This is a genomic window from Thermobispora bispora DSM 43833 (assembly GCF_000092645.1).
Lineage (GTDB): Bacteria > Actinomycetota > Actinomycetes > Streptosporangiales > Streptosporangiaceae > Thermobispora > Thermobispora bispora.
The window spans coordinates 1,859,055-1,883,386 of sequence record NC_014165.1 but is presented as its reverse complement, the minus strand read 5'-3'; the positions used below and the strand labels follow the sequence as shown (position 1 = coordinate 1,883,386).

Genomic DNA, 24,332 nt, shown 5'->3' with positions numbered 1-24,332 from the left:
ACGACGGCCCGGTACCGGCTGACCGCGGCGACCGGGGGTAGGAAGGCGCTTGAGCGCGGTGAGAGGGGGTCACGTGCCCGGCGAGTACGGACCGATGCTCGGTGCGCTGCTGCAGGCCAGCCACCTGGCCACGATGGAGGACCTGCCCGGCCTCGTCGCCCGGCACGCGGCCTCCGCCGGGTTCACGCACGCCGTGCTGTACGTGAGCGATCTGCAGCAGGAGTTCCTCGTGCCGCTGCCGGGCCAGGTCGACGCGGCCGGTGCGCCGCTGACCTCCCTGCGCATCGACACCACCATGGCCGGCCGCGCCTACCGGGACGTCGCCATCGTCCCGGCCAGGCACGCGGCGCGTGCCGAGGCCGATGAGCCGGTGGCCGGCGACGGCCGGCTCTGGCTGTGGGTGCCCCTGCTCAACGGCACCGAGCGGATCGGCGTGCTCGGCATGGGCGCCCCGGAGGACGACGAGACCCGCCGCTGGTGGGCGGCCCGGCTCGCCGATCTGGTGGCCATGCTGGTGATGGTCAAGCGGGACCACAGCGACACCTACGCCCGCCTGGTGCGCAGCCGCCCGATGACCCTCTCCGCCGAGGTGCTGTGGAACCTCATGCCCGCGGGGACGTTCGCCGACGAGCGCGTGGTGATCAGCGCCGCGCTCGAGCCGGCGTACGAGGTGGGCGGGGACGCCTACGACTACGCCATCGAGCGGGAGACGGTGCATCTGTCGATCTTCGACGCGATGGGGCACGACACCGCGGCCGGGCTCATCGCGTCCATCGCGATCGGCTCCTACCGCAACACCCGGCGCGGGCGGGTGGATCTCCTCGCCGCGAGCGAGGCCATCGACGCGGCCATCGGCGATCAGTTCGGCGGCAGCCGGTACGCCACCGGCATCCTCGCCACCCTCGACACCGCCACGGGCGAGCTCACCTGGATCAACCGGGGCCACTGCCCGCCGCTGGTGCTGCGCCAGGGCAAGAAGGTCGCGACCCTCTCCGCGGCGCCGTCGCCCCCGATGGGGTTCCGGATGGGTTTGACCACCGGCCTGTCCACCTACCAGCTCGAGCCCGGTGACCGGCTCCTGTTCTACACCGATGGCATCGTGGAGGCCGAGGGACCGGACGGGGAGCGGTTCGGCCTGGAGCGGTTCATCGACTTCATCCTGCGGCAGGAGCGGGACGGCCTGTCCGCCCCGGAGACCGTGCGCCGGCTGATCCAGTCCGTGCTCCGGCACCAGCACGGCATCCTCCAGGACGACGCCACGGTGCTGCTCGTCGAGTGGCGCACCCAGCGTCAGCGGGAGCTCGCCCTCTGACCGGCCGCCTCCCCGGGTGAGTCGCGGCCCGGGCGCCGGCCCGGGTTGGCCCATGGCCGGGTGACTCCGTGGCGGGGTGGATGAGGAGGACGCGCGTGGGCTCACCGGGCGGCCGGGGCCCGTTCGGCGGCCCAGTCGAGCAGCGCGCGGGCGGTGGTGTACCGCCGGGCGGAGACGGTCTCGCCGAGGATTACGCCGACCACCAGCCGGCCGTCCCGTTCGGCGGCGAACGCGAGGCAGAAGCCCGCCGCCAGGGTGAAGCCGGTCTTGACGCCGATGACGCCGGGCGCGCCGAGCAGGCGGTTGGTGTTCCGCCAGGTGTACGCGGCGTGGTCCGCGGTGCGGGCGACCGTGTGGACCTGGGTCGAGGTGATCTTCTTCAGCCGTGGGTCGCGCAGGGCGATCTCGGCGAGCCGGGCCTGGTCCCGGGCGGTGGACGTGTTCTGGCCCTCGGGGGTGGGCAGGCCGTCGGCGTTCAGGTAGGTGGTGTCGGTGAGCCCGAGCTCCCGGGCGGTGTCGTTCATCCGCTTGGTGAACGCCTCGACCCCCGGGCCGTAGACGCGGGCGAGGGCGTGGGCGGCGTCGGCGCCCGAGGGGAGCATGAGCGCGTACAGCAGGTCCTCGACGGTGAGCCGGTCCCCTGCGCGCAGGCCCGCGGTGGTGCCGCCGCCGGCGTTCGCGTACCGCACGTCGGCCGGGTCGATCACGACGGTGTCGGTGAGCTTCGCCTGCCGGAGCACGAGGTAGGCGGTCATCACCTTGGTGAGGCTCGCCACCGGCATGCGCTCGGTCCCCGCCTTGCCGTACAGCTCCTCGCCGGTGGCCGCGTCGAGCAGGTACGCGGCCCGCGCGTAGACCTCGGGGACGCTGTGCGCGGCCGTGCCGGCGACGGCGTGCCCGGGCGCGGCCGCCACGGCCACCGCCGTGCCCGCGGCCGGCTGCCGGGCCTGCGCCGGGGCGGCGACCCCGGTGAGCAGCGCGGTCAATCCGACACTAAGAACAAGGGGAACTTTTACCTTGTACACGACATACAGCGTGTCAGGTCATTAAGTTCCCTTTGAGCCATATACAGGACTTAAAGGTAAAAAGTTCGCGCGGGCGTGGCGCTCTCGTCCCCTCGGCCCCTCTGGTCACCGCCGCCCGCCCACCGCCGGACGGCGGGCGGCGGGCCGCCCCGGTAGCCGATCACGGCCCGGGGATCCGGGCAGCCCCGCGGCGGGAGGCCTCACCGCCCCGCGGGGCACTCCCCTGCCCGGATCCGCCACGCCCGGGAACGCCTGGACGGAAGCGCGTGAACCGCTCCGAGGCCGTCAGGTGAGCTTCTTGGCCTGCTTGAGGTTGTTGACGAGCTCCTCGAGGAAGTCGGCGTAGCCCTGGTAGCTGAACGGCGTCTCGGCGCGCCACGGGTACACCTGGCCGGCCTGGACCGCCGGGAGCTTGGCGAAGGTGGGCTTCTTCTTCATGTCCTCCAGGGTGAGCGCCTGGGTCCGGGCGTCGTAGAGGATGACGTCCGCCTCGTACTTGTCGGCGTTCTCCCAGCTCAGGCTCTCCCAGAAGCCGCCCTCGTCGATCTTGTCGGGCGTGATCACCTGCAGGCCGTTCTGGGTCAGGTGGAGGATGTCCGGGTACATGGGCGGGTTGACCACCCACATGGTGTCGGGGCCGCCGGACATCATCAGCACCTTCAGCCCGGTGGCGCCGATCTTCTTGAGCTCCTCGGTCGCCGCCTCGAACCGGGCCTTGGCCTGGGTCACCTCGGGCGCGTTGAGGTCGGCGCCCAGCGACTGGGCGAGCTCCGCGTACCTCTCGATCACCTGGGTGGCGCTCTTGCCGGTCAGCATGATGCCGACGGTCGGCGCGACCTGCTCGATCGCGTCCTTGGACTTCTCCGGCACGTACCAGAGGACGCCCTCCTCGTACATGCCGCTCACGAGCAGGTCCGGCTTGAGCGAGATGTACTGCTCGACGTTGAACTCGTCCCAGACGTTGCCGAGGCCGGTCACCTGGGTGATGTCGACGTTGCCGACCTGCGGGTCCTTGCTGCCGTCGGGGAGCTTGTGCGGGCCGAAGACGCCCACCGGCCGGATGCCGAAGTCCCAGAGCGCGGCGGCCGAGCCGACCTGGGCGACGACCCGGGTGGGGGTCGAGGGCAGCTCGATCGTCTTGCCCCGGTCATCGGTGAACTTCCACGGGCCGGAGGAGGCGCTCGACGAGGCCGAGGCGGCCGGCGCCGAGGCGGTCTCCCCACCGCCCCCGCAGGCCGTGAGGGATAGCACTGTGGCGAGCCCGCCGACAAGTGCGAACAGAGCCCTGCGCGACACGGGCATGTTGTCTCCTTGTGATCCCTTAAGGTTAGGCTTGCCTAACTGGCTGGACTTTAGGTTAGCCTTACCGAAGTTTTGCGGGGAGATGGGGATGGCAAATCTACCGGGCGCCACCACGGCGCCCGCCGCGCCCCCCGGCGGGCGAGCGGGGCGCTCCCGGCGCACCACGGCCCTGATCACAGGGCTGATCGCCGTGGCGGGCGCCCTGGTGCTCATATCCGCGCTCAGCCTGGCCTTCGGCGCCCGGCAGGTGCCGCTGCCCACCGTGATCGAAGCCCTCACCGCCCCGGACGGCTCCGGTGACCACACGGTCATCCGCGAGCTCCGGGTGCCGCGGACCGTGCTCGGCATCGCGGTCGGGGCCGCCCTCGGCCTCGCCGGGGCGCTGATGCAGAGCCTGACCCGCAACCCGCTCGCCGACCCCGGCCTCCTCGGGGTCAACCAAGGCGCCGCCTTCGGGGTGGCCGCCGCGATCAGCCTGCTCGGGATCACCGATCCGGTCGGGTACGTGTGGTTCGCCTTCGGCGGCGCCGCGGTCGCCTCGGCGCTCGTCTACTCGCTCGGCTCGGCGGGCCGCGCCGGGGCCAGCCCCACCCGGCTCGCCCTGGCCGGGGTCGCCCTCGGCATGGTGTTCATCGCCGCCACCTCGCTGATCCTCCGGATGGACGCGCGGACGTTCGACCGCATGCGGTTCTGGATGACCGGCTCCCTCGCCGCCCAGACCCCGGACGTCCTCGTGCGGCTCCTCCCCTTCATCGCGGCCGGGATGGTCATCGGGCTGCTGCTCGCGCGGCCGCTCAACCTGCTCGCCCTCGGCGACGAGACCGGGCGGGCGCTCGGGCTCGCGGTGGGCCGCACCCGTATGGTCACCGGCATGGCGGTGACCCTCCTGTGCGGCTCGGCCACCGCGGCGGCCGGGCCCCTGTGGTTCGTCGGCCTCGCCGTACCGCACGCGGTGCGCACGCTGGTCGGCCCCGACCTGAAGTGGGTGCTCCCCTACTCCGCCCTGCTCGCCCCCGTGCTGCTCCTCGGCGCCGACATCGTCGGGCGGGTCATCGCGTCCCCCGGCGAGGTGCAGGCCGGCATCATGTGCTCGGTCCTCGGCGCCCCCGTCTTCATCCTCCTCGCCAGGCGGAGGAGGCTGGCCGGGCTATGAACCCGCGGCACCAGGCTCCGCTCCACGCCGCCACGGCACCCGAGGAACCGCGCCCGCCCCGCGAGTCACCGGGCAGGGTGCCGTCGATCCACGCGCTCCGGCTCGGCCGGTGGTCGATCCGGGTCCGGCCGCGGTCGGCCGCCACCGGCCTCGCCCTGCTCATCGGCACGGCGGTGGTGACCGTCGTCGCCCTGATGACCGGCGAGTTCACCCTGCCGCCCGGCGACGTGCTGGCCGCCCTGTTCGGGGACGGCACCCCGGTCGCCGAGTTCGTCGTCACCAAGCTCCGCGCGCCCCGGGTGGTGACCGGCCTGCTCGTCGGCGCCGCGTTCGCGCTGAGCGGGGCGATCTTCCAGAACCTCACCCGCAACCCGCTCGGCAGCCCGGACTTCATCGGCTTCACCCAGGGCGCGGCGACCGGCGCCATCGTCGCCGTCATCGTCAACGCCACGGCGCTGCAGGTCGCCGCCGGGGCGCTCGCCGGCTGCCTCGGCAGCGCGGTGCTCGTCTACCTGCTCGCCTACCGGCGCGGCGTCCTCGGGTACCGGCTGATCCTCGTCGGGATCGGCGTGAACGCGCTGCTCCTCGCCGTGAACGACTACCTGCTCACCCGCGCGAACATCAACGACGCCGCCACCGCGGGCGCCTGGATCACCGGCAGCCTCAGCGGGCGCGGCTGGGACCACGCCGTCCCGGTCGCGGTGGCGCTGGCCGTGCTGCTGCCCGCCTGCGCCCTGCTGGCACGGCCCCTGCGCCAGCTCGAGCTCGGCGACGACCTGGCGGTGGCCTCGGGCGTCCGGGCCGAGGTGGTCCGCGCGGCCGCGGTGCTGATCGGGGTGCTGCTGTGCGCGATCGCCACGGCCGCCGCCGGGCCGGTGATGTTCATCGCCATGGCCGCCCCGCAGCTCGCCAGGCGCCTCGCCCGGTCGCCGGGGATCACCATGCTGACCTCCGCGCTCATGGGCGCGCTGCTGCTCACCGCCGCCGACGTGCTGGCGCAGCGGCTGCTCGCCCCCACCCAGCTGCCGGTCGGCGTGCTGACGGCCGCGATCGGCGGCTGCTACCTGACCTTCCTCCTGCGAAAGGAACGACGCTGATGGCGCGCCTGACCGGAACCGGCCTCACGCTCGGGTACGGCGAGCGGCAAGTCGCCACCGACCTGAACGTGGTCATTCCCGACGGCTCGTTCACCGTGATCATCGGCCCCAACGCCTGCGGCAAGTCCACCCTGCTGCGCGCGCTCGCCCGGATGCTCAAGCCCACCGCCGGGGCCGTGCACCTCGACGGCAAGGTGATCACCACGATGCCCACCAAGGAGGTGGCGCGGCGGCTCGGCCTGCTCCCGCAGACCTCCATCGTCCCCGAGGGGATCACGGTCGCCGACCTCGTCGCCCGCGGCCGCTACCCGCACCAGCGGCTCATGCGGCAGTGGTCGCCCGCGGACGAGGCGGCCGTGGCCGAGGCCATGCGCGCCACCGACATCACGGAGCTGGCCGACCGGATCGTCGACGAGCTCTCCGGCGGCCAGCGGCAGCGGGTGTGGCTCGCCATGGTGCTCGCCCAGCAGACCCCGATCCTGCTGCTCGACGAGCCCACCACCTTCCTCGACATCGCCCACCAGTTCGACATCCTCGACCTGTGCGCCGAGCTGCACGAGTCCGGGCGGACCCTGGTGGCCGTGCTGCACGACCTCAACCAGGCGTGCCGGTACGCCACCCACCTCATCGTCATGCGCGCCGGGAGGATCGTGGCGGAGGGCGACCCGAACCGGATCATCACCCCGGCGCTCATCGAGGAGGTCTTCGGCCTGCGCTGCGAGGTCATCCCCGACCCGCAGACCGGGACGCCGATGATCGTGCCCGAGGCGCGGCGCCGGGTGCCGGCCGCCTCCGTCTGAGGCCCCGGTCCGCGGCGCCCGCGGGCCCGCTCCGGCGGCCTCCGGGCGCATGGTCCCAGGCTTGACGAACCACCGCGAAACCTGCGGACAATGGACCGACCGGGTTGCCCGGCCCACCCGTATCCGCGGCCTCCACCGCCTTCGGCCTCGCGGGATCCCGGCCCGGAAGGACGATCACGCCAGTGCCTGTCGACCCCTCACGCACGCCGCGGCTCAACGACGCCGACACGCTCCGCGGCGCGCTGCGCGCCATCCAGCGGCGGACCGGGCTGCCCGTCGTCTTCGGCGGGCCGGTCCACGGGAACATCCTCCGGCTGACCGAGTTCCTCGGCGCCCGCACCACCGGGCTGCGGAACCTCGCCGTCCGCCCCGGCACCGGCCTCGGCGGCCGGGTGGTCGCCATGTCCCGGGCGGCCCGCGTGCTCGACTACGGCACGGCCCGGACCATCACCCACCACTACGACCGTCCCGTGCTCGGGGAAGGGCTCCGCTCCATCGCCGCGGTCCCGGTGACGGTGGCCGGCCGGACCCGGGCGGTGCTCTACGGGGCGGTGCGCCAGCCGATCGGGCTGGGCGACGCGGTCGTGGACACCATGACGCGGGTGGCCCGCGCGGTGGCGGAGGAGGTGCGCGTCCGGGACGAGGTCGAGCGGCGCCTCGCCCTGGTGGAGGCGAACGCGGCCGGCCGCGGCGAGCCGGCCGCCCAGGAGCTGCTCGAGCGGCTGCGCGAGGTGGACGCGGAGCTGCGCGTGATCGCCAATGCCGTGGCGGACGAGGACATCAGGCGCCGGCTGCTCGAGGCGAGCCGGCGGCTCACCGCCCGCGTGCACTCCGGCGCCCCCGCCCACCGGGTCAGGCTCTCCCCGCGCGAGCTCGACGTGCTCTCCCTGGTCGCCCTCGGCTGCCCGTACGCGGAGGTGGCGCGGCGGCTCGGCCTGCGGCCTGAGACGGTCAAGAGCTACATGCGCACCACCATGCGCAAGCTCGACTCCCACAACCGGCACGAGGCGGTGGTCGCGGCCCGCCGGCTCGGCCTGCTCCTTTGAGGCCCGGCCGTACGGCACGCCAGGCCGTCCCGATCCCCGGCGGCCGGACCGAAATACCCACTTGCGGGGGTAGCCGCCCGCGTCCCGGCCCAGCATGCTGGGTGCCCACGAAGTCCAGCGCGTCCCCCTTCCGGTACCGCACCGGGCCGGCCATGGGCGGCTACCCGCCCCGGGGGCCGCTGCCATGAGGCCGCCCACGCAGGCGACAAGGAGGTCGAGCGTGCCCGAGACGACCAGCACCGCGGCATTCCGCGCAGCCCGTGACCTGCTGCTGCGGTGCGCAGGCGATCACAAGAAGGCGAGCGAGGAGTTCACCTGGCCGGTCTTCGGCGAGACGTTCAACTGGGCCACGGACTGGTTCGATGTGATCGCGCGGGGCAACGACCGCACGGCACTGTGGATCGTCGAGGAGGACGGCAGCGAGCGCACGTACAGCTTCGACGAGATGGCCCGCCGCTCCGACCAGGTGGCGACGTGGCTCGCCGGCCTGGGCGTGGGCAAGGGCGACCGGGTGCTGCTGATGCTCGGCAACCAGGTGGAGCTCTGGGAGTCGATGCTGGCGATCATGAAGCTCGGCGCGGTCATCATGCCGACCACGGTCGCCTCCGGAGGAGCCGACCTGGCCGACCGGGTCCACCGCGGCGAGGCCCGCTTCGTGATCGCCAACGAGGCGGACACCAAGAAGTTCGCGGAGATCGAGGGGGACTACACCCGGATCTGCGTCGGCGAGGCCGAGGGCTGGCACCGCTACCACGACGCGTACGCGGTGGAGAACCCGCGGACCTTCCAGGCGTGCACGGCGCCGGACGACACCCTGCTGCTGTACTTCACCTCCGGCACGACCAACCGGCCCAAGCTGGTGCGGCACACCCAGATCTCCTACCCGGTCGGGCACCTGACCACGATGTACTACATCGGGCTGCGCCCTGGGGACGTGCACCTCAACATCAGCTCCCCCGGGTGGGCCAAGCACGCCTGGAGCAGCTTCTTCGCGCCGTGGAACGCCGAGGCGACGATCTTCGTGCTGAACTACGCGCGGTTCAACGCCACTACCCTGCTCGAGCAGCTCCGCCGCGGGGTGATCACCACCTTCTGCGCCCCGCCGACGGTCTGGCGGATGCTGATCCAGGCCGACCTGTCCGGCGGGCGGGGCGCGCTGCGGGAGGCGGTCGCCGCCGGCGAGCCGCTCAACCCCGAGGTCATCTCGCAGGTGGAGAAGGCGTGGGGGATCACCATCCGGGACGGGTTCGGCCAGACCGAGACCACCGCGCTCATCGGCAACACCCCCGGCTCCCCGGTCAAGCCCGGCTCCATGGGCCGCCCGCTGCCCGGCGTCCCCATCGCGATCATCGATCCGCGCACCGGCGAGCCGGCGGACGAGGGCGAGATCTGCCTCGACCTGTCCAAGAGCCCGCTCAACCTGATGAGCGGATACCTGGGCGACCCGGAGCGCAACGCCGAGGCGATGGCCGGCGGCTACTACCACACCGGTGACGTGGCGAGCCGCGACGCCGACGGCTACATCACGTTCATCGGGCGCACCGACGACGTGTTCAAGGCCTCCGACTACAAGATCTCGCCGTTCGAGCTGGAGAGCGTGCTGATCGAGCACCCGGCGGTGGCCGAGGCGGCCGTGGTGCCCGCGCCCGACCCGATCCGGCTCGCCGTGCCCAAGGCGTACGTGGCCCTGGCCCCGGGCTGGGAGCCCACCCGGGAGACCGCGCTGGCGATCCTGCGGCACGCCCGGGAGAACCTCCAGCCCTACCAGCGCATCCGGCGGCTGGAGTTCTTCGAGCTGCCCAAGACCATCTCCGGCAAGATCCGCCGGGTCGAGCTCCGCGCCCGGGAGAACGACGCGGCCGCCAAGAACCTCCCGCTGGAGCGGGAGTGGCGGGACGATCAGTTCCCCGAGCTGCGCGGCTGACCTTGATCGGAGGCCCGGCGTCCACGCAGGCGCCGGGCCTTCGCGTGCCTGGGCACAAGGTGCCCCGGGCGCGAGGCCGTGGCGCGGTCCCCGCGCACCGTGCTCCCGGGGCGCGCCCTGCGCCGGCAGGCCATGGCCATACCGGCTTGGCCGCGCACCGTGCTCCTGGGGCGCACCCGGTTCCCGGGGGCCGCTGTCGTTCCCTCCCTCCCCGCGCACCGTGCTTCACGGGCGGGCCGGGCCCGCGCGGGGGCACGGCGCGGCGGTGGCGGACACCGCCCGGCCCTCGGCGCACCGGTACGGGCGCCGGCCGGCCGCCGCGGACCGGCCGGCGCCCGCGGACGTCAGATGTTGCGCCGGTACTCGCCGCCGACCTCGAAGAACGCCTCGGTGATCTGCCCGAGCGAGCAGCACCGGACCGCGTCCATCAGCACCTCGAACACGTTCTCCCCGCTGGTGGCCGCCTGCTTGAGCCGCTCCAGGGCCGCGGGCGCCTCGTGGGCGTGCCGGGCGTGGAAGTCGGCGAGCCGGGCGAGCTGGGACTGCTTCTCCTCCTCGGTCGCCCGGGCGAGCTTGAGCTCCCGCGGCGGCCGGTCCGAGTCCTCGGCGAGGAAGGTGTTCACGCCGATGATCGGCAGCGAGCCGTCGTGCTTCTTCTGCTCGTAGAGCATGGACTCGTCCTGGATCCGGCCGCGCTGGTAGCCGGTCTCCATCGCGCCGAGGACGCCGCCGCGCTGCGACAGCCGGTCGAACTCGGCGAGCACCGCCTCCTCCACCAGGTCGGTGAGCTCCTCGATGATGAACGAGCCCTGGAGGGGGTTCTCGTTGTCCGCCAGGCCCCACTCGGCGTCGATGATCATCTGGATGGCGAGGGCGCGCCGTACCGACTCGGGGGTCGGCGTGGTGATCGCCTCGTCGTAGGCGTTGGTGTGCAGGCTGTTGGCGTTGTCGTAGATCGCGCACAGGGCCTGCAGGGTGGTCCGGATGTCGTTGAAGTCCATCTCCTGCGCGTGCAGCGAGCGCCCCGACGTCTGCACGTGGTACTTGAGCTTCTGCGCCCGCTCCCCGGCCCCGTACTTGTCGCGCATGGCGATCGCCCAGATCCGCCGGGCGACCCGGCCGATCACGCTGTACTCCGCGTCCATCCCGTTGGAGAAGAAGAAGGAGAGGTTGGGCGCGAAGTCGTCGACGGCCATGCCGCGGGCGAGGAACGCCTCGACGTAGGTGAACCCGTTGGCGAGCGTGAAGGCGAGCTGGGTGATCGGGTTCGCCCCGGCCTCGGCGATGTGGTACCCGCTGATGCTCACCGAGTAGAAGTTGCGCACCCGGTTCTTGATGAACCACTCCTGGACGTCGGCCATGCAGCGCAGCGCGAACTCGGTGGAGAAGATGCAGGTGTTCTGGCCCTGGTCCTCCTTGAGGATGTCGGCCTGGACGGTGCCGCGGACCGTGGAGAGGGTCCACGCCCGGATCCGCTCCCGCTCCTCGTCCGTGGGCGGCCGGCCGTGCTCGGCGGTGAACTTCTCGATCTGCTGGTCGATCGCCACGTTGAAGAACATGGCGAGGATCGCCGGCGCCGGGCCGTTGATGGTCATCGACACCGAGGTGTTCGGGGCGCAGAGGTCGAACCCGGCGTACAGCTCCCGCATGTCGTCGATGGTGGCGATCGATACGCCCGAGGTGCCGATCTTGCCGTAGATGTCCGGCCGCCGGTCGGGGTCACGGCCGTACAGCGTGACCGAGTCGAACGCGGTGGAGAGCCGGGCCGCGGGCTGCCCGGCGCTGAGCATGTGGAACCGGCGGTTGGTGCGGAACGGGTCGCCCTCGCCGGCGAACATCCGGGTCGGCGCCTCCTCGGTCCGCTTGAACGGGAACACCCCGGCGGTGAACGGGAAGTAGCCGGGCAGGTTCTCCTTGCGGAGGAAGCGCAGCAGCTCGCCGTGGTCCTCGTAGCGCGGCAGCGCCACCCGCGGCAGCCGGGTGCCGGAGAGCGTGGTGCGGGTCAGCGGCGTCCGGATCTCCTTGTCCCGGACGGTGTACACGAACTCCTCGCCCTGATAGGCGGCGCGCGTGGCGGGCCACTTGTCGAGGAGTTCGCGCACGTCGGCGTGGATGCGCTTCTCGACGCCCTCCAGCAGCTCGGTGACCGCGGCCGCCGCCCGCTCGTCCTCGCCGGCGAGCATGTCGCGCACGGCGGCGAGCTGCTGGCGCCGCCGGACCAGCTCCACCTGCTCCTCGGTGGTGGCGTGGTACCGGCGCACGGTCTCGGCGATCTCGGACAGGTAGTTCTCCCGGCCGGGCGGGAGGATCGCGCGGAGCCCGGTGGAGGTACGGCCGGGCACCGTCGGCAGCACCCCGGGGAAGGACGGCAGCCCGTGCTCGCGGAGCAGCCCCTTGAGGTGGTGGTAGAGCGCGGTCACCCCGTCGTCGTTGAACCGGGCGGCGCTGGTGCCGAACACCGGCATCTCCTGCCAGGGGGTGCCGAACAGCTCGCGGTTGCGCACCATCTGGCGGGCCACGTCCCGCAGCGCGTCCTGGGCGCCCCGGCGCTCGAACTTGTTGATCGCCACCACGTCGGCGAGGTCGAGCATGTCGATCTTCTCGAGCTGGCTCGGCGCGCCGAACTCGGGGGTCATCACGTACAGCGACACGTCGACGTACGGCACGATCGACGCGTCGGCCTGGCCGATGCCGGGGGTCTCCACGATGACCAGGTCGTACCCGGCGGCCTTGCACGCGGCGATGATGTCCTCGAGGTGGTCGGGGAGCTGGCTGCCGGGGTTGCGGGTGGCGAGGGACCGGTAGAAGACCACGCCGGGGGCGATGGAGTTCATCCGGATGCGGTCGCCCAGCAGCGCGCCGCCGCGGCGGCGGGTGGGGTCGATGGCGATGATGGCGACCCGCACCTTGTCCTCGCTGTCGCGGCGGAGCCGGCGCACCAGCTCGTCGGTGAGGGAGGACTTGCCGGAGCCGCCGGTGCCGGTGATGCCGAGCACGGGGACCCGGCGGTCCTGGGCCGCGGTGCGGACCGCGGCGGCGAGCCGCTCGTCGGCGCCGGCCTGGAGCACGGTGATGGCCCGGGCGAGCGCGGCCTCGTCCCCGGCGAGGAGCGCGTTGAGGTCGGGCTTCTGGGCGGTGAGGTCGACGTCGCACTCACGGATGAGCACGTTGATCATGCCGGGGAGGCCCAGCCGCTGGCCGTCCTGCGGGCTGAAGATGCGCACCCCGCGCTGGGCGAGCAGCTCGATCTCGTGCGGGACGATCACCCCGCCGCCCCCGCCGTACACCTTCACGTGCCCGGCGCCGCGCTCGGCGAGCCGCTCCACCAGGTAGCTGAAGTACTCGACGTGGCCGCCCTGGTAGGAGGAGACCGCCACGCCGCACACGTCCTCCTGCAGTGCCGCGGTCACCACCTCGTCCACGCTGCGGTCGTGACCGAGGTGCACCACCTCGGCGCCCTGGCTCTGCAGCAGGCGGCGCATGATGGTGATCGCCGCGTCGTGGCCGTCGAACAGGCTGGCGGCGGTGACGAAGCGCACCGGGTGCACCGGTACGTGGAGTGACCCGGTGGTGGCAGACGACTTCGGCTGGCTCACGGAGGCTCCTCAACCCGGATGGTTACTCTCCTCCCCAGATACTAGGACGTCCAAAAATAGGACGTCCATGCATCCTCCCTCGCCCGCCCGAACCGTCACCGGGCCGCCTCCAGGGCCCGTACGGCCTGCTCGACGTGCGGCGGCACCGGCCGCCGATGGGCGACGGCGGCGGGCAGGCGGGCGAGGGCGGCGGCGAGCGCGGCCCGGGCGTCGGCGTCCCGCACGGCCGCCCGGGCCAGCCGTACGGTCCGGCCGAGCGCCAGGGCGACCGGCCGGCGCAGCCAGGCGGTGAGCAGGGCGTTGCGCAGCTCCACCCGGATCCGGTGGCGGGCGGGGGGACGGTGCGGGGACGGCTCGTGCACCGCGACCACCTCGGGGACGTAGGCCAGCGCCCAGCCCCGGGCGGCCAGGTCCATGGCCAGCACCTGCTCCTCCCCCACGAGGAACAGCACGGGGTGGAACCCGCCGGCCTCAAGGTACGCCCGGCGGCGCACGACCGCCGCGCAGGCCAGGAAGCCGAGCACCGGCGGGCCGGGCAGCCCGGGGGTACGGCGGAGCGGGCCCGAGGCGAGCAGCGCGTTGATCGGGTCGTCGGCCCGGCCGGGGCCCACCAGGGCGCGGGCCGCGATCAGCCCGAGGCGGGGGTGGGCGTCGAGGATCCCGGCGGCGCGCCGCAGCGCCCCCGGCTCCCACCAGGAGTCGTCGTCGCTGAAGGCCACGTACGGGGTGCGGGCGGCCCGCACGCCGGCGGTGCGGGCGGCGGCGCCCAGGTTGCGCGGCAGGGTGATCAGGCGCACGCCGGGGAACCCGGCGGTGACCGCCTCCGCGGTGCCGTCGGAGGAGGCGTTGTCGACCACGATGATCGCCGGATCGTCGGGCAGCGCGGTCAGGCTGCGCAGGGTGCGCACCAGCTCGGGCCGCCGGTCATGGGTGGCGATCACGACGGTCACCGGGGCGCCGTCACGGTCCCCCACGAGGGCATTGGGTACCCCGCCGGCACCGGGTGAACCCGCTCACCCCGGCATGCGGGCCGAGGCCGGGCGCGGCGGACCGGCGAGGCGACCGCCGTGCCCGGCGGCATGGGGCACGGAGCCCGGCGCGCACCACCGGGATGGGGGCATCGGAGCCCGGCGCGCACCTTCGGCACGGGGTACCGGAGGCCGGCGGGCACCACGGGCACGAGGCACCGAAGGCCGGCGCGCCCGCCGGGCACGGGGCCCGGTCAGCCGTGCAGGTAGCCGACGAGGTACTCGCGCTCGGTCTCCAGCTCGTCGATGGCGCTCTTGACCACGTCGCCGATGCTCACCAGCCCGACCATGCGGCCGCCGCTCACCACGGGCACGTGCCGGATCCGGTACTCCGTCATGGTCCTGCGCAGCTCGTCGACGGTGGTCTCCGGGGCGCAGGTCCGCACCTCGACCGTCATGATCTCGCTCACCGGGGCGTCCAGGAGGCCGGCGCCCCGCTCGTGCAGCCTGCGGACCACGTCCCGCTCGGAGACGATCCCGGCGATCGCGTTCCCGTCCGGGGACACCACCACGGCCCCGATGTTGAGCTCGGCCAGCTTGGCGAGCAGCTCCCGGACGGTGGCGTCGGGCCGCACCGTGGCCACCGCACTGCCCTTCTTCCGCAAGATGTCGCGAATCCGCATGGGCCACGCTCCCGACCTGGGCGGACGAATGCTTCCTGTCACAATCGCACAATCCGGGCGCGGGGGAAAGACCTGCGCCGCGGGGATCTGCCGAGCCCGGGGAGCGCTCCGCCTCCGCCGGGCGGCCACATCCGGTTGGTACCCGCGCCGCCCAGATCCGGTACGCGCGCCGCCGCGGGATCCCGGCCACCGCGGCGACGGGCTCCGGCCCGGCCGCCGGGCGACCTGGCGTGCTCCGCGCGGCCGGTGCGCCCGGCGAGGGCGACGGTCCTGCTCCGGCAGCGGGGACGCCGGCGCCCCGCCCGGGCCCGGCGTCACGCCGCCGGCCCGGTGGCCCGGCCGGCGAGCGGCGGGCGGGCCGCGCCCGTGCCCACGGCGGTCACGCCATGAGGGCGACGAACCGCCAGTCGAGCACGTCCCGCGGCTCGCCGTCCTCGCCGGCCGCCCGCACGAGCGACCGGAGGTGCACGAGCCCACCGCCGCCGGGGAGCGGCCGGCACCGCTCCACCTGCACCTCGCTGGTGAGGGTGTCGCCCTCGTGGACCGGCCCGAGGTGGTCGCAGCCGTGCCAGGCCACGACCGTGACCAGGTTCGGCAGGGCGCGGGCGGCCTGGGAGAGCGCGAGGCCGATCGTGTGCCCGCCGTACACCAGCCGCCGCCCGCCCGCGGCCCGGGCGTCGTGGTGCACCTGCGCCACGTTGAGGGTGAGCCGGGCGAGCTCGGGCGCGCCCGACACCACGTCACCCCCGGCCACGACCAGCCGCTCACCCTCCCGCACATCGGCGAAGTGCCGGCCGGGGACCCGCTCCCGGAACCGGTCGAGCCGCCAGCCGGCGATCAGCCCGGCCGCGGCCCCGGCCGGGTCCGGGCTGTCCGCGCCCACCGTGGCGAGGTCGGTGTCGTGCCCGGTCCGCACCTCCGGATCGCGCAGGGGCAGCATGGCGCAGCGCAGGAAGTCGAGCACGGGCCGGCCGTGCTGGTCGACGGTGGTGATCCGCAGCACCGCCAGCCCGGTCGGCCGGCGGTCCGGCCGGGGCCGGTTCTGGCGGAGGGCCACCACCTCGGTGGTGGTCCGCAGCGTGTCACCGAGCACCGGCAGCCGGCGGAACACGAGGCCGCGGTAGAACAGGTTCGCCTTCACGTGGTGGGTGACCAGAGTGGACTGGCCGATCGCCACGTCCCACACCAGCGCCGGGTGGGCGAGCGGCCCCTCCCCCACGACCTCGTCACAGAGCGCGGCGTCGAGGCTGAGCCGGAGGCGGTCGCCGACGATGGCCTGGTGGACGGCGGCGAGCCCGGGGGTGAGCGTGACCCCGGGCGCGCCGTCGAACACCTGGCCGACGGTGAGCTCCTCGAAGTACGGCCCTTCAGCGATCATCACCGGCAGCTCGTCTCCTTCCGCCCGCCCGGACCGGTGTCCGGGTCGCCCGCACAGGCCCGGCCGTACGGCCGGCGGGGCCATGGTCCCGCGGCCCGGCGGGGCGGGGCAACGGGCCGCGGGGCCGGTACGGCGGTGCCGGAGAGGCCGCCACCGGCGGTGGCGGTGCCGGCCGCTCCGGCGCCGCCGGCGAAGCGCGGGGCACGGCACACCGGGTCTCACCGGCCCGGTGCCGCGGGCGGGGCGGGCGCGCCGCAGGGTCCGATCACCTCCGCGGCGGCCGCCGGCCGATCAGCCCTGGGAGGGCCGCCGCCACGTGCGCAGCGCGGTCTTCTGGATCTTGCCCGACCCGGTCTTCGGCAGGTCGTCCACGAACTCGAAGTAGACCGGGATCTTGTACTTGGCGAGGCGGGGCCGGAGGAACTCCCGCAGCTCTTCGGCGGTGACGGTCATCCCGGGGCGGGTGACGATGAACGCGCACCCGACCTCTCCCCACTTCTCGTCGGGCACCCCGACCACGGCGACCTGGGCCACGGCCGGGTGCTCGAAGATCACCCCTTCCACCTCGGCCGGGTAGACGTTCTCCCCGCCGGAGATGTACATGTCCTTGAGCCGGTCGACGATATAGATGTAGCCCTCCTCGTCGACCGTGGCGACGTCCCCGGAGTGGAACCAGCCGCCCTCGGAGAAGGCCGCCGCGGTCGCCTCCGGGTTCCCCCAGTAGCCCTTGGTCACGTTCGGGCCCTGGATGATGACCTCGCCGGGCTCGCCGGGCTCGACGTCGGTGAGGTCGGGCCGGACCACCCGGACGTTGGTGAAGAAGACCGGGACCCCGGCCGAGCCGGCCTTGCGCACGCTCTCGCCCGCCTCCAGGAAGGTGGCCCCGGGTGAGGTCTCGGTGAGCCCGTAGCCCTGGCAGAACACCAGGCCCCGCTCCTGGTAGGTGCGGATCAGCGAGACCGGGATCGGCGCTCCCCCGGACATGAGGGTGCGGACCGACGACAGGTCCGCCTGGGCCCACCGCGGCGAGGAGGCGAGCGCGGCGAACATCGTGGTGACGCCGAACATCCAGGTGACCCGGTACTTCTCGATGAGGTCGTAGCACCGGTCGACGTCCCACGACGGCATGATCACCGAGCAGCCGCCCTTGAGGAAGGTGGGCAGCAGCGTCTGGTTGAGCGCGGCGACGTGGAAGAGCGGGGCGCTGATCAGCGTCACCTCGTCGCTGGCCACGTCCACGTTGGCCAGGAGGTTGAAGCAGTTCCACACCAGGTTGGCGTGGCTGAGCATCGCCCCCTTGGGACGCCCGGTCGTGCCCGACGTGTAGAGGATGAGCGCGGTGTCGTCCAGCGCGACCGGCACGTCGATGGGCTCGGGAACGCCCTCGGAGAGCCAGGCTTCGTACTGCGCTTCCCCGGGCCCCGGCTCCCCGAGGGCCACCCGTTCCCTCAAGGCGTGCCGGCCGGTGAGGGCCCGCACGGTCTGCGCGCACTCGGGCGCGTAGATCAGCAGCACGGCGCCGGAGTTCTCCAGCATGTAGTCGATCTCCGGCGCGGCGAGCCGGAAGTTGAGCGGGACGAAGATGGCGCCGAGCGCGTGCGTGGCGAACATGCTCTCCGCGAACGCCACGTGGTTCTTGCCGAGGTACGCCACGCGATCGCCCGGGGCCACCCCGGCGGCGCGGAGCCGGGAGGCGAGCCGCATCACCCGTTCGTGGAACTCGGCGTAGGTGACCGCCCGGTCCTCGTAGACGAACGCCGTGCGGCCGGGCGACATCCGGGCCCGCCGGGCGGGCCAGCTTCCCAATCCAGCGTTCCGCATTCGGTGCACCCTTTCGTCACGCGGTGGCGGAGGCGGCCTGGTCCCGGTCCGCACCGCCCGGCGGCACGCCGATCGCGGTGAGGTCCTGGCGGCTGGTCTCCCGCAGCGTCAGCGTGCAGACCGCGGTGAGCAGGCAGAACGCGGCCATCGTCGCGGAGATCAGGATCGTTGCGTTGTTCCCGGTCGCCGCGGCGATCTGGGCGAAGATCACGGGGGCGAGCCCGGCGCCGAGGCCGGAGAGCTGGTAGCCGAGCGAGGCCCCGGTGTACCGGCTCTGGGTGCGGAAGAGCTCCGCGTAGAGCGCGGCGAGCGGGCCGTACATCATCGGGTGGATCACCGACTGGCCGATCACGAGCGCGAGGGTGAGCACGGCCGCGCTGCCGCTGTTCACCATCGGGAACAGGGCGAAGCTGAACACCGCCATCACCAGCGCGCCGGCGATGACGATCGGCCGCCGGCCCATGCGGTCGGAGAGCGCCGACCAGCCGAGGATGCCGATCACGGCCAGCGCGGAGGAGAGGGTGAGGCCGTTGAGCACGGTCTGCCGGGTGAAGCCGACCTGCACCCCGTACGCGATCAGGTAGGTGGTGAGCGTGCCCTGCACCACGAAGGCGGCGAGGCCGACACCGACCCCGAGCACGAGCGGCTTGGGGTGGTGCCGCAGCACGTCGGCCAGCGGCACCCGGCGGCGCGCCTGATCCTTGACCGCGGCGAAGACCGGGGTCTCCTCGACCCGAAGCCGCACGAACAGGCCGACCCCGAGCAGGACGATGCTGATCAGGAACGGCACCCGCCATCCCCAGCTCAGGAACGCGGACTCGCCCACGAGCGCCGCGGTCCCGCTGAGCGCGGCGGTGGAGAGCACCATGCCGAGAGGCGCTCCGGCGTTGGTGAAGCTCGCCCAGAGGCCCCGGCGGCCGGTGGCGTGCTCCGCGGACATCAGCACGGCACCGCCCCACTCACCGCCGACCGCGATGCCCTGGATCACCCGGAGCAGCACGAGCGCGATGGGCGCCAGCGTGCCGATCTGCTCGGGCGTGGGGAGCAGGCCGATGAGGAAGCTGGCGACACCCATCAGGGTCATGGTCAGCACCAGCATCCGCTTCCGGCCGAGGCGGTCGCCGAAGTGGCCGAAGACGATCCCGCCGAGCGGCCGGGCGAGGTAGCCGGTGGCGAACGTGCCGAGGCTGGCGACCGTGGCGGCGAGCGGATCGAGGTTCGAGAAGAAGACCTTGTCGAACACCACGGCCGACGCGGTGGCGTACAGCAGGAAGTCGTAGTACTCGATCACGCTGCCCACGAAGGCTGACGCCACGGCACGGCGGAGCTGGGGCGTGCGGGGAGGCGCGGATGACGGGTTGCCCATGGCCGGACCCTCCTCTTCCGGGAGCGAGGCGCGGATCTCGCTAGGTTTAAGCGCGAGGTTAGGCATGTATATGACGACCGTCAATGGTTTGCCGAACATCGATCGCCGTCGAACCACGGCACGGCACGGCGCTGGGATGACCGGATCAGGCGGGGACGGCACGATCGGCCGGCGGGCCGGGTCGCGCGCCTGCGGAAGGCCGAGATGACGAGGCCGAGATGACCGGGTTGCGGGGCGGGCCGGGCCGCGGGCGCCGGCGGGCATGGGCGGATGTGCGCGGGCGCGTGCGCAGGCGGGCGGCGAACGTGGGAGCGCCCGGGCACGGGTGCGCCGCCGGGCGGAGCCGATGCCGCCGGCGGTGCGTGCGCGCGGCCGCAGGAGTGACGGCGGCGGCCGCAGGCCGCAGGGCCCGGGCACGGCTGCGCGCGGACGGGTGCCGGCGGCGGTGACGGCGCGGCCGCGGCGGGGCGTCGCGGCGGGGATGGCGCGCGGCCGCGAGAGTACGGCGTGGACGGGCCGGACCGTGCACACGGCGGCCGGCCCGTGGGCGCGGCGGCAGACGGGCCTGTGGGTGCGGCGGCCGGAGGCCGGGGCGCGGGCGCGTGGCCGCGAGCGGGCGGCCGGGGGGGTGGGCGCCACGGCCTGCAGTGGAGCGCGGAGCCCGGGGATCGCCGCGGCGGCGATCCCCGCCGGCTCACGCGTAGTGGCGGTAGATCGCCCGGGCGACGCAGGCGGGCTTGTCCGAGCCCTCCACCTCGACGGTGAAGTCGAGCACCATCTGCACGCCGTTCCCGGCGACCTCCTCGACCGAGACGACCTTCCCGGCGAGCCGGATCCGCGACCCGACCTTGACCGGGCTGGGGAACCGGACCCGGTCCAGGCCGTAGTTGATGCTCATCCGGACGCCCTTGATCTCGAGCAGCCGGGAGAAGAGCGGGATGATCAGGGAGAGCGTCAGGTAGCCGTGGGCGATCGTGGTCCCGAACGGCCCGTCCTTCGCCCGCTCCGGATCGACGTGGATCCACTGGTGGTCGTCCGTGGCGTCGGCGAAGGCGTTCACCCGCTCCTGGGTGATCTCCAGCCATTCGCCGGGGCCCAGATCCCGGCCGGCGAGCGCCTTGATCTCCTCCAGCCCGTTCACGGTGACGGTCATGACGGCACGCTCCCTTCCCCGCCGAGCCCCAGCAGGCGCGCGGCGTTCTCCTTCAGGATCTTGGGGCGGACCTCCGGCTTGATCTCGATCTTCTCGAAGTCGGCGAGCCAGCGGTCCGGGGTGATCACGGGATAGTCGGAGCCGAAGAGCACCTTGTCCTTGAGCAGCGTGTTGGCGTAACGCACGAGCTGCGGCGGGAAGTACTTCGGCGACCATCCGGACAGGTCGATGTAGACGTACGGCTTGTGCGTGGCCACGGCGAGCGCCGCGTCCTGCCAGGGGAAGGACGGGTGGGCGAGGATGATGCGCAGCTCGGGGAAGTCCACGGCCACGTCGTCGATGAGCATGGGGTCGCCGTACTTCAGCCGGATGCCGCCTCCCCCGGGGACCCCGGCGCCGATGCCGGTCAGGCCGGTGTGGAACAGCGCGGGGACGCCGAGCTCCTCGATCGCCTCGTAGAGCGGGTAGGCGACCCGGTCGTTCGGGGCGAAGCCCTGGATGCAGGGGTGGAACTTGAACCCGCGCACGCCGTACCGCTCGACCAGGCGGCGCGCCTCCCGCGCGCCCGCCCGGCCCTTCCAGGGGTCGATGCTGGCGAACGGGATGAGCACGTCCGCGTGCTCGGCGCAGCTCTCGGCGACCTCCTCGTTGCTGATGGGCGGGTGCCCGGTGGCGTGCTCGGCGTCGACGGTGAAGACGACCGCGGCCATCTTCCGCTCGCGGTAGTAGGCGGCGATCTCGTCGATGGTGGGCTGCCGCCGCCCGTGCGCCTTGAAGTACTCCGCCGAGGCCGCCATCAGCTCGGGGCTGAGCGATCCGTGCCCGTCCTTGGAGATCTCGGCGTGGGTGTGCACGTCGATGGCGACCAGCTCGGCGACGTTCATCCGGCCGGCCATCTCACGCCTCCGGGATCTTCGGGGCGGGGATGCCGTAGGTCTCGGGCTGGGCGCCGACGGTGGTCTGCCAGGAGGCGGCGATCTCCTCGGCGGTCCACCCGCCCTCGCGGAAGGCCACCGCCTTCTCCGTGGGGTGGGTCCAGAGCGAGAGCCTGTCGCCGCCGATGCCGATCGCCTGGCCGGTGATCCCGGCCGAGGCGTCCGAGGCGAGGAAGACGATGAGCCCGGCGACGTCGTCCACGGTGCCGAGGCCCATGCCCTTGCGCAGCCAGTCCGGCAGCGGCCGGCCGGTCCGCTCGGCCTCCTCGATGATCTCGGTGAGGCCCGGGATGGTCTTGGTCATCTCGGTGGCGGCCGCCGGGACCACGGCGTTCACCGTGATCTGGAACTTGGCGAGCTCCATCGCCCAGGTGCGGGCCATGGCCACGATGCCCGCCTTGGCCGCGGCGTAGTTGGTCTGCCCGAAGTTGCCGCGCTGCCCGGCCGGTGAGGAGATGAGGATCAGGCGGCCGCCCGTCCCCTGCTCGCGCATGCGGATCGCGGCCGCGCGGGCGCAGGTGAACGTGCCGCGCAGGTGGACGTCGATGACCGCGTCGAAGTCCTCGTCGGACATCTTCCACAGCACCCGGTCCCGCAGGATGCCCGCGTTGGTGATCATCACGTCGAGCCGGCCGAACTTCTCGACGGCGGTGTCGACCAGCCGCTGGGCGACCTCCGAGGAGCCGACCGGGGCGACGACCTCGGCGGCCCGGCCGCCCTTGCCGGTGATGGCGGCGACGGTCTCCGCCGCGGTCTCGGCGTTCACGTCGTTGACCACCACGGCCGCGCCCGCTTCGGCGAGCGCCACGGCGTACGCGCGCCCGAGCCCGCGACCGGCACCTGTGACGATGGCGACCTTGCCGGAAAGATCCATGCGGTTCACCCCTGGGTAGAGAGGAATAGAACGGGATTCAATATGCTGCATATTTCTGACAGCCGTCAAGATTTTGCCGAACGTCGTGCGCCGTCTACCCTCGAGCTGTGCACCCAGACGAGGCATCAGGGCAGGTACCGCCGTCCCCGCGCCCGCAGTCGCTGATGTTCAGCTTCCTCGGCATCTACGTGCTGGGGCGCCCGGTCGCGATCTACTCGGGCAGCATCATCGACGTGTTCGCCCGGCTGGGCGTGTCCGAGGAGGCGGTGCGCTCCACGCTCGCCCGCATGGTGAAGCGGGGCCTGCTCGAACGGCACCGCCGCGGGCGGAAGATGTACTTCGGCCTGACCCCGCGCGCCAGCGCGATCCTCGAGGACGGGCGGCGCCGGGTGTGGGAGACCGGGGCGGTCAACCGCGACTGGGACGGCACCTGGACGATCGTCGGGTTCTCCCTCCCCGACAGCCGCCGCAGCACCCGGCACGACCTGCGCTCCCGGCTCATCTGGGCCGGCTTCGGCCTGCTCCAGAACGGCGTGTGGATCGCTCCGGGGGTCAAGGACGTCGCCCAGATCCTCGAGCCGCTCGACCTCGGCGACCACGTCACCGTGCTGACCGCGCGGGCGGCCAAGCCCACCGAGTCGGCCGATCTCGTGCGCAAGGCGTTCGACACCGACCAGATCGCCGCGCGCTACCGGGCCTTCCTCAACCGCTGGGACACGAGCGACCCGCTCCCCTCCGCCCCCGACGACCTCGCCCGGCAGCTCCTCCTGCACACGGACTGGCTGCAGCTGGTCCGCCAGGATCCCCACCTGCCCGCCGAGCACCTGCCCGCGGACTGGCCGGCGATCCGGGCCGAACGGGTCTTCCAGACCCTCGCCCGGGCGTACGAGCCACGGGCCGGGGTGATCGCGCGGACCGTGCTGGACGAGCTGGCCGTCTGACCGGGTCCGCACCCGGCCGGCGGGATGCGCGCCCACCGGCCCGCCCACGGGGCGGTCGCGTCCCGGCCCGCGGCCGGCCGGTGAGAGGCGGGCGTGCGCGTCCCGCGGTCACACGCCGCCGGTGCAGGTCATCCCGCCGTCCACCACGATGGTCTGGCCGGTGACCCATGCCGCCTCGTCCGAGGCCAGGTACGCCACCGCGCCGGCGACGTCGCCCGGCACGCCCAGGCGCTTGAGCGGGTAGGCCGCGGCGACCTCGGCCTCGCGGCCCTCGTACAGCGCGGTGGCGAACCGCGTCTTCACCACCGCAGGCGCCACCGCGTTGACCCGCACCGCCGGGGCGAGCTCGACCGCGAGCTGCTGGGTCAGGTGGATGAGGGCCGCCTTGCTCGCACCGTACATGCCGATCCCGGTGGCGGGCCGGAGCCCGGCGACCGAGGCGACGTTCACCACGGCCCCGCCGTGGCCGGCGAACCAGGCCTTGTGCACGTGCTGCACCCAGCCGAGCGCGGCGAGCACGTTGACCTCGAAGATCTTCCGCGCCGCCTCGAGCTCCAGGTCGAGGAGCGGGCCGTACACCGGGTTGGTGCCGGTGTTGTTGACCAGGACGTCGATGCGCCCGAACGCGTCGAGGGTCCGGGCGACCGCCTCGGCCTGGTGCTCCGGGTCGTGCGCCTTGCCCGGCACGGCGATGGCGCGTTCCGGGCCGCCGAACCGGTCGGCGGCCTCCTGGAGCGGTTCCGGCCTCCGCGCGGTGATGCAGACCCGGGCGCCCTCGCCGACCAGCCGTTCCGCGATGGCGAACCCGATGCCCCGGCTGGCCCCGGTGACGATGGCGACCTTGCCAGCGAACCTCGACATGCTTGACCCTCCTGCCGGCCTCCGCCGCGGGCGGTGCGGATCGATCCGAGCCGATCATCGCACATGCCGGGGCCTCAGCCCGGGGCCGGGGCACCGG

The 24,332-nt window shown here is 73.3% G+C and carries 19 protein-coding genes; 7 read left to right on the top strand and 12 right to left on the bottom strand.

The features are described from left to right. Positions 1–58: 58 nt before the first annotated feature. Positions 59–1,312 (top strand): PP2C family protein-serine/threonine phosphatase, encoded by a 1,254-nt coding sequence (locus TBIS_RS08095; protein WP_148231642.1) that lies wholly within the window; start codon positions 59–61, stop codon positions 1,310–1,312. Between the two features lie 101 nt (positions 1,313–1,413). Here the strand turns inward: TBIS_RS08095 and TBIS_RS08090 are convergent, their stop codons facing one another. Then, positions 1,414–2,298: a D-alanyl-D-alanine carboxypeptidase family protein gene (locus tag TBIS_RS08090; protein WP_148231481.1), complete on the bottom strand. Its 885-nt coding sequence runs from the start codon at positions 2,296–2,298 to the stop codon at positions 1,414–1,416. Positions 2,299–2,622: 324 nt separating this feature from the next. Continuing rightward, positions 2,623–3,639 carry an ABC transporter substrate-binding protein gene (locus TBIS_RS08085; protein ID WP_013131871.1) on the bottom strand — a complete coding sequence of 339 codons (1,017 nt, stop codon included), beginning with the start codon at positions 3,637–3,639 and terminating at the stop codon, positions 2,623–2,625. Positions 3,640–3,727: 88 nt separating this feature from the next. On the opposite strand from TBIS_RS08085, the gene TBIS_RS08080 reads away from it, so the two are divergent. The 5 genes from TBIS_RS08080 (at position 3,728) to TBIS_RS08060 (ending at position 9,659) form a co-directional block, all read left to right on the top strand. Further along, positions 3,728–4,792 (top strand): FecCD family ABC transporter permease, encoded by a 1,065-nt coding sequence (locus TBIS_RS08080; protein WP_013131870.1) that lies wholly within the window; start codon positions 3,728–3,730, stop codon positions 4,790–4,792. Then, positions 4,789–5,889, top strand: coding sequence for a FecCD family ABC transporter permease (locus TBIS_RS08075; RefSeq protein ID WP_013131869.1), 1,101 nt, complete (start codon positions 4,789–4,791; stop codon positions 5,887–5,889). Before TBIS_RS08080 ends, TBIS_RS08075 begins: the two co-directional genes overlap by 4 nt. Then, positions 5,889–6,689 carry an ABC transporter ATP-binding protein gene (locus TBIS_RS08070; protein ID WP_013131868.1) on the top strand — a complete coding sequence of 267 codons (801 nt, stop codon included), beginning with the start codon at positions 5,889–5,891 and terminating at the stop codon, positions 6,687–6,689. The genes TBIS_RS08075 and TBIS_RS08070 overlap by 1 nt, the downstream gene beginning before the upstream one ends. A gap of 182 nt (positions 6,690–6,871) precedes the next feature. Continuing rightward, the gene (locus tag TBIS_RS08065; RefSeq protein ID WP_013131867.1) at positions 6,872–7,735 is read left to right on the top strand and encodes a helix-turn-helix transcriptional regulator; all 864 of its coding nucleotides are present in this window, start codon (positions 6,872–6,874) and stop codon (positions 7,733–7,735) included. 220 nt (positions 7,736–7,955) lie between these two features. After that, complete coding sequence (locus TBIS_RS08060; RefSeq protein ID WP_013131866.1) at positions 7,956–9,659, top strand: AMP-binding protein; 1,704 nt, start codon at positions 7,956–7,958, stop codon at positions 9,657–9,659. Between the two features lie 344 nt (positions 9,660–10,003). On the opposite strand, the gene icmF is transcribed toward TBIS_RS08060, so the two are convergent. From icmF to TBIS_RS08015, 9 genes are all read right to left on the bottom strand, one after another. Beyond that, positions 10,004–13,255: a fused isobutyryl-CoA mutase/GTPase IcmF gene (icmF, locus tag TBIS_RS08055; protein ID WP_013131865.1), complete on the bottom strand. Its 3,252-nt coding sequence runs from the start codon at positions 13,253–13,255 to the stop codon at positions 10,004–10,006. Between the two features lie 95 nt (positions 13,256–13,350). After that, positions 13,351–14,229, bottom strand: a complete 879-nt coding sequence (locus tag TBIS_RS08050; RefSeq protein ID WP_013131864.1) for a glycosyltransferase family 2 protein — start codon at positions 14,227–14,229, stop codon at positions 13,351–13,353. Between the two features lie 248 nt (positions 14,230–14,477). Further along, complete coding sequence (locus TBIS_RS08045; RefSeq protein WP_013131863.1) at positions 14,478–14,906, bottom strand: CBS domain-containing protein; 429 nt, start codon at positions 14,904–14,906, stop codon at positions 14,478–14,480. Between the two features lie 379 nt (positions 14,907–15,285). Next, positions 15,286–16,284, bottom strand: coding sequence for a MaoC family dehydratase (locus TBIS_RS08040; RefSeq protein WP_013131862.1), 999 nt, complete (start codon positions 16,282–16,284; stop codon positions 15,286–15,288). Positions 16,285–16,575: 291 nt separating this feature from the next. Beyond that, positions 16,576–18,105 carry an acyl-CoA synthetase gene (locus TBIS_RS08035; protein ID WP_013131861.1) on the bottom strand — a complete coding sequence of 510 codons (1,530 nt, stop codon included), beginning with the start codon at positions 18,103–18,105 and terminating at the stop codon, positions 16,576–16,578. Positions 18,106–18,121: 16 nt separating this feature from the next. Beyond that, the gene (locus TBIS_RS08030; RefSeq protein ID WP_148231640.1) at positions 18,122–19,471 is read right to left on the bottom strand and encodes an MFS transporter; all 1,350 of its coding nucleotides are present in this window, start codon (positions 19,469–19,471) and stop codon (positions 18,122–18,124) included. A gap of 694 nt (positions 19,472–20,165) precedes the next feature. Beyond that, complete coding sequence (locus TBIS_RS08025) at positions 20,166–20,624, bottom strand: MaoC family dehydratase (protein ID WP_013131859.1); 459 nt, start codon at positions 20,622–20,624, stop codon at positions 20,166–20,168. After that, positions 20,621–21,508: an amidohydrolase family protein gene (locus TBIS_RS08020; RefSeq protein ID WP_041432079.1), complete on the bottom strand. Its 888-nt coding sequence runs from the start codon at positions 21,506–21,508 to the stop codon at positions 20,621–20,623. The genes TBIS_RS08025 and TBIS_RS08020 overlap by 4 nt, the downstream gene beginning before the upstream one ends. A 13-nt stretch (positions 21,509–21,521) precedes the next feature. Then, on the bottom strand, positions 21,522–22,433 hold the full coding sequence (locus TBIS_RS08015) for an SDR family oxidoreductase (RefSeq protein ID WP_013131857.1): 912 nt from the start codon (positions 22,431–22,433) through the stop codon (positions 21,522–21,524). A gap of 107 nt (positions 22,434–22,540) precedes the next feature. Between TBIS_RS08015 and TBIS_RS08010 the strand changes: the two genes are divergently transcribed. After that, positions 22,541–23,374, top strand: a complete 834-nt coding sequence (locus TBIS_RS08010) for a PaaX family transcriptional regulator (protein ID WP_206771196.1) — start codon at positions 22,541–22,543, stop codon at positions 23,372–23,374. Between the two features lie 108 nt (positions 23,375–23,482). Here the strand turns inward: TBIS_RS08010 and TBIS_RS08005 are convergent, their stop codons facing one another. Then, a complete protein-coding gene (locus TBIS_RS08005) occupies positions 23,483–24,235 on the bottom strand; it encodes an SDR family oxidoreductase (RefSeq protein ID WP_013131855.1) in 753 nt (250 codons plus the stop codon). Positions 24,236–24,332: the final 97 nt, after the last annotated feature.

Coding starts and splice junctions, on each gene's coding strand:
- TBIS_RS08085 (WP_013131871.1), bottom strand. CDS start 3,639: ATGCCCGTGTCGCGCAGGGCTCTGTTCGCACTTGTCGGCGGGCTCGCC.
- TBIS_RS08080 (WP_013131870.1), top strand. CDS start 3,728: ATGGCAAATCTACCGGGCGCCACCACGGCGCCCGCCGCGCCCCCCGGC.
- TBIS_RS08075 (WP_013131869.1), top strand. CDS start 4,789: ATGAACCCGCGGCACCAGGCTCCGCTCCACGCCGCCACGGCACCCGAG.
- TBIS_RS08070 (WP_013131868.1), top strand. CDS start 5,889: ATGGCGCGCCTGACCGGAACCGGCCTCACGCTCGGGTACGGCGAGCGG.
- TBIS_RS08045 (WP_013131863.1), bottom strand. CDS start 14,906: ATGCGGATTCGCGACATCTTGCGGAAGAAGGGCAGTGCGGTGGCCACG.
- TBIS_RS08040 (WP_013131862.1), bottom strand. CDS start 16,284: ATGATCGCTGAAGGGCCGTACTTCGAGGAGCTCACCGTCGGCCAGGTG.
- TBIS_RS08035 (WP_013131861.1), bottom strand. CDS start 18,105: ATGCGGAACGCTGGATTGGGAAGCTGGCCCGCCCGGCGGGCCCGGATG.
- TBIS_RS08030 (WP_148231640.1), bottom strand. CDS start 19,471: ATGGGCAACCCGTCATCCGCGCCTCCCCGCACGCCCCAGCTCCGCCGT.
- TBIS_RS08025 (WP_013131859.1), bottom strand. CDS start 20,624: ATGACCGTCACCGTGAACGGGCTGGAGGAGATCAAGGCGCTCGCCGGC.
- TBIS_RS08020 (WP_041432079.1), bottom strand. CDS start 21,508: ATGAACGTCGCCGAGCTGGTCGCCATCGACGTGCACACCCACGCCGAG.
- TBIS_RS08015 (WP_013131857.1), bottom strand. CDS start 22,433: ATGGATCTTTCCGGCAAGGTCGCCATCGTCACAGGTGCCGGTCGCGGG.
- TBIS_RS08005 (WP_013131855.1), bottom strand. CDS start 24,235: ATGTCGAGGTTCGCTGGCAAGGTCGCCATCGTCACCGGGGCCAGCCGG.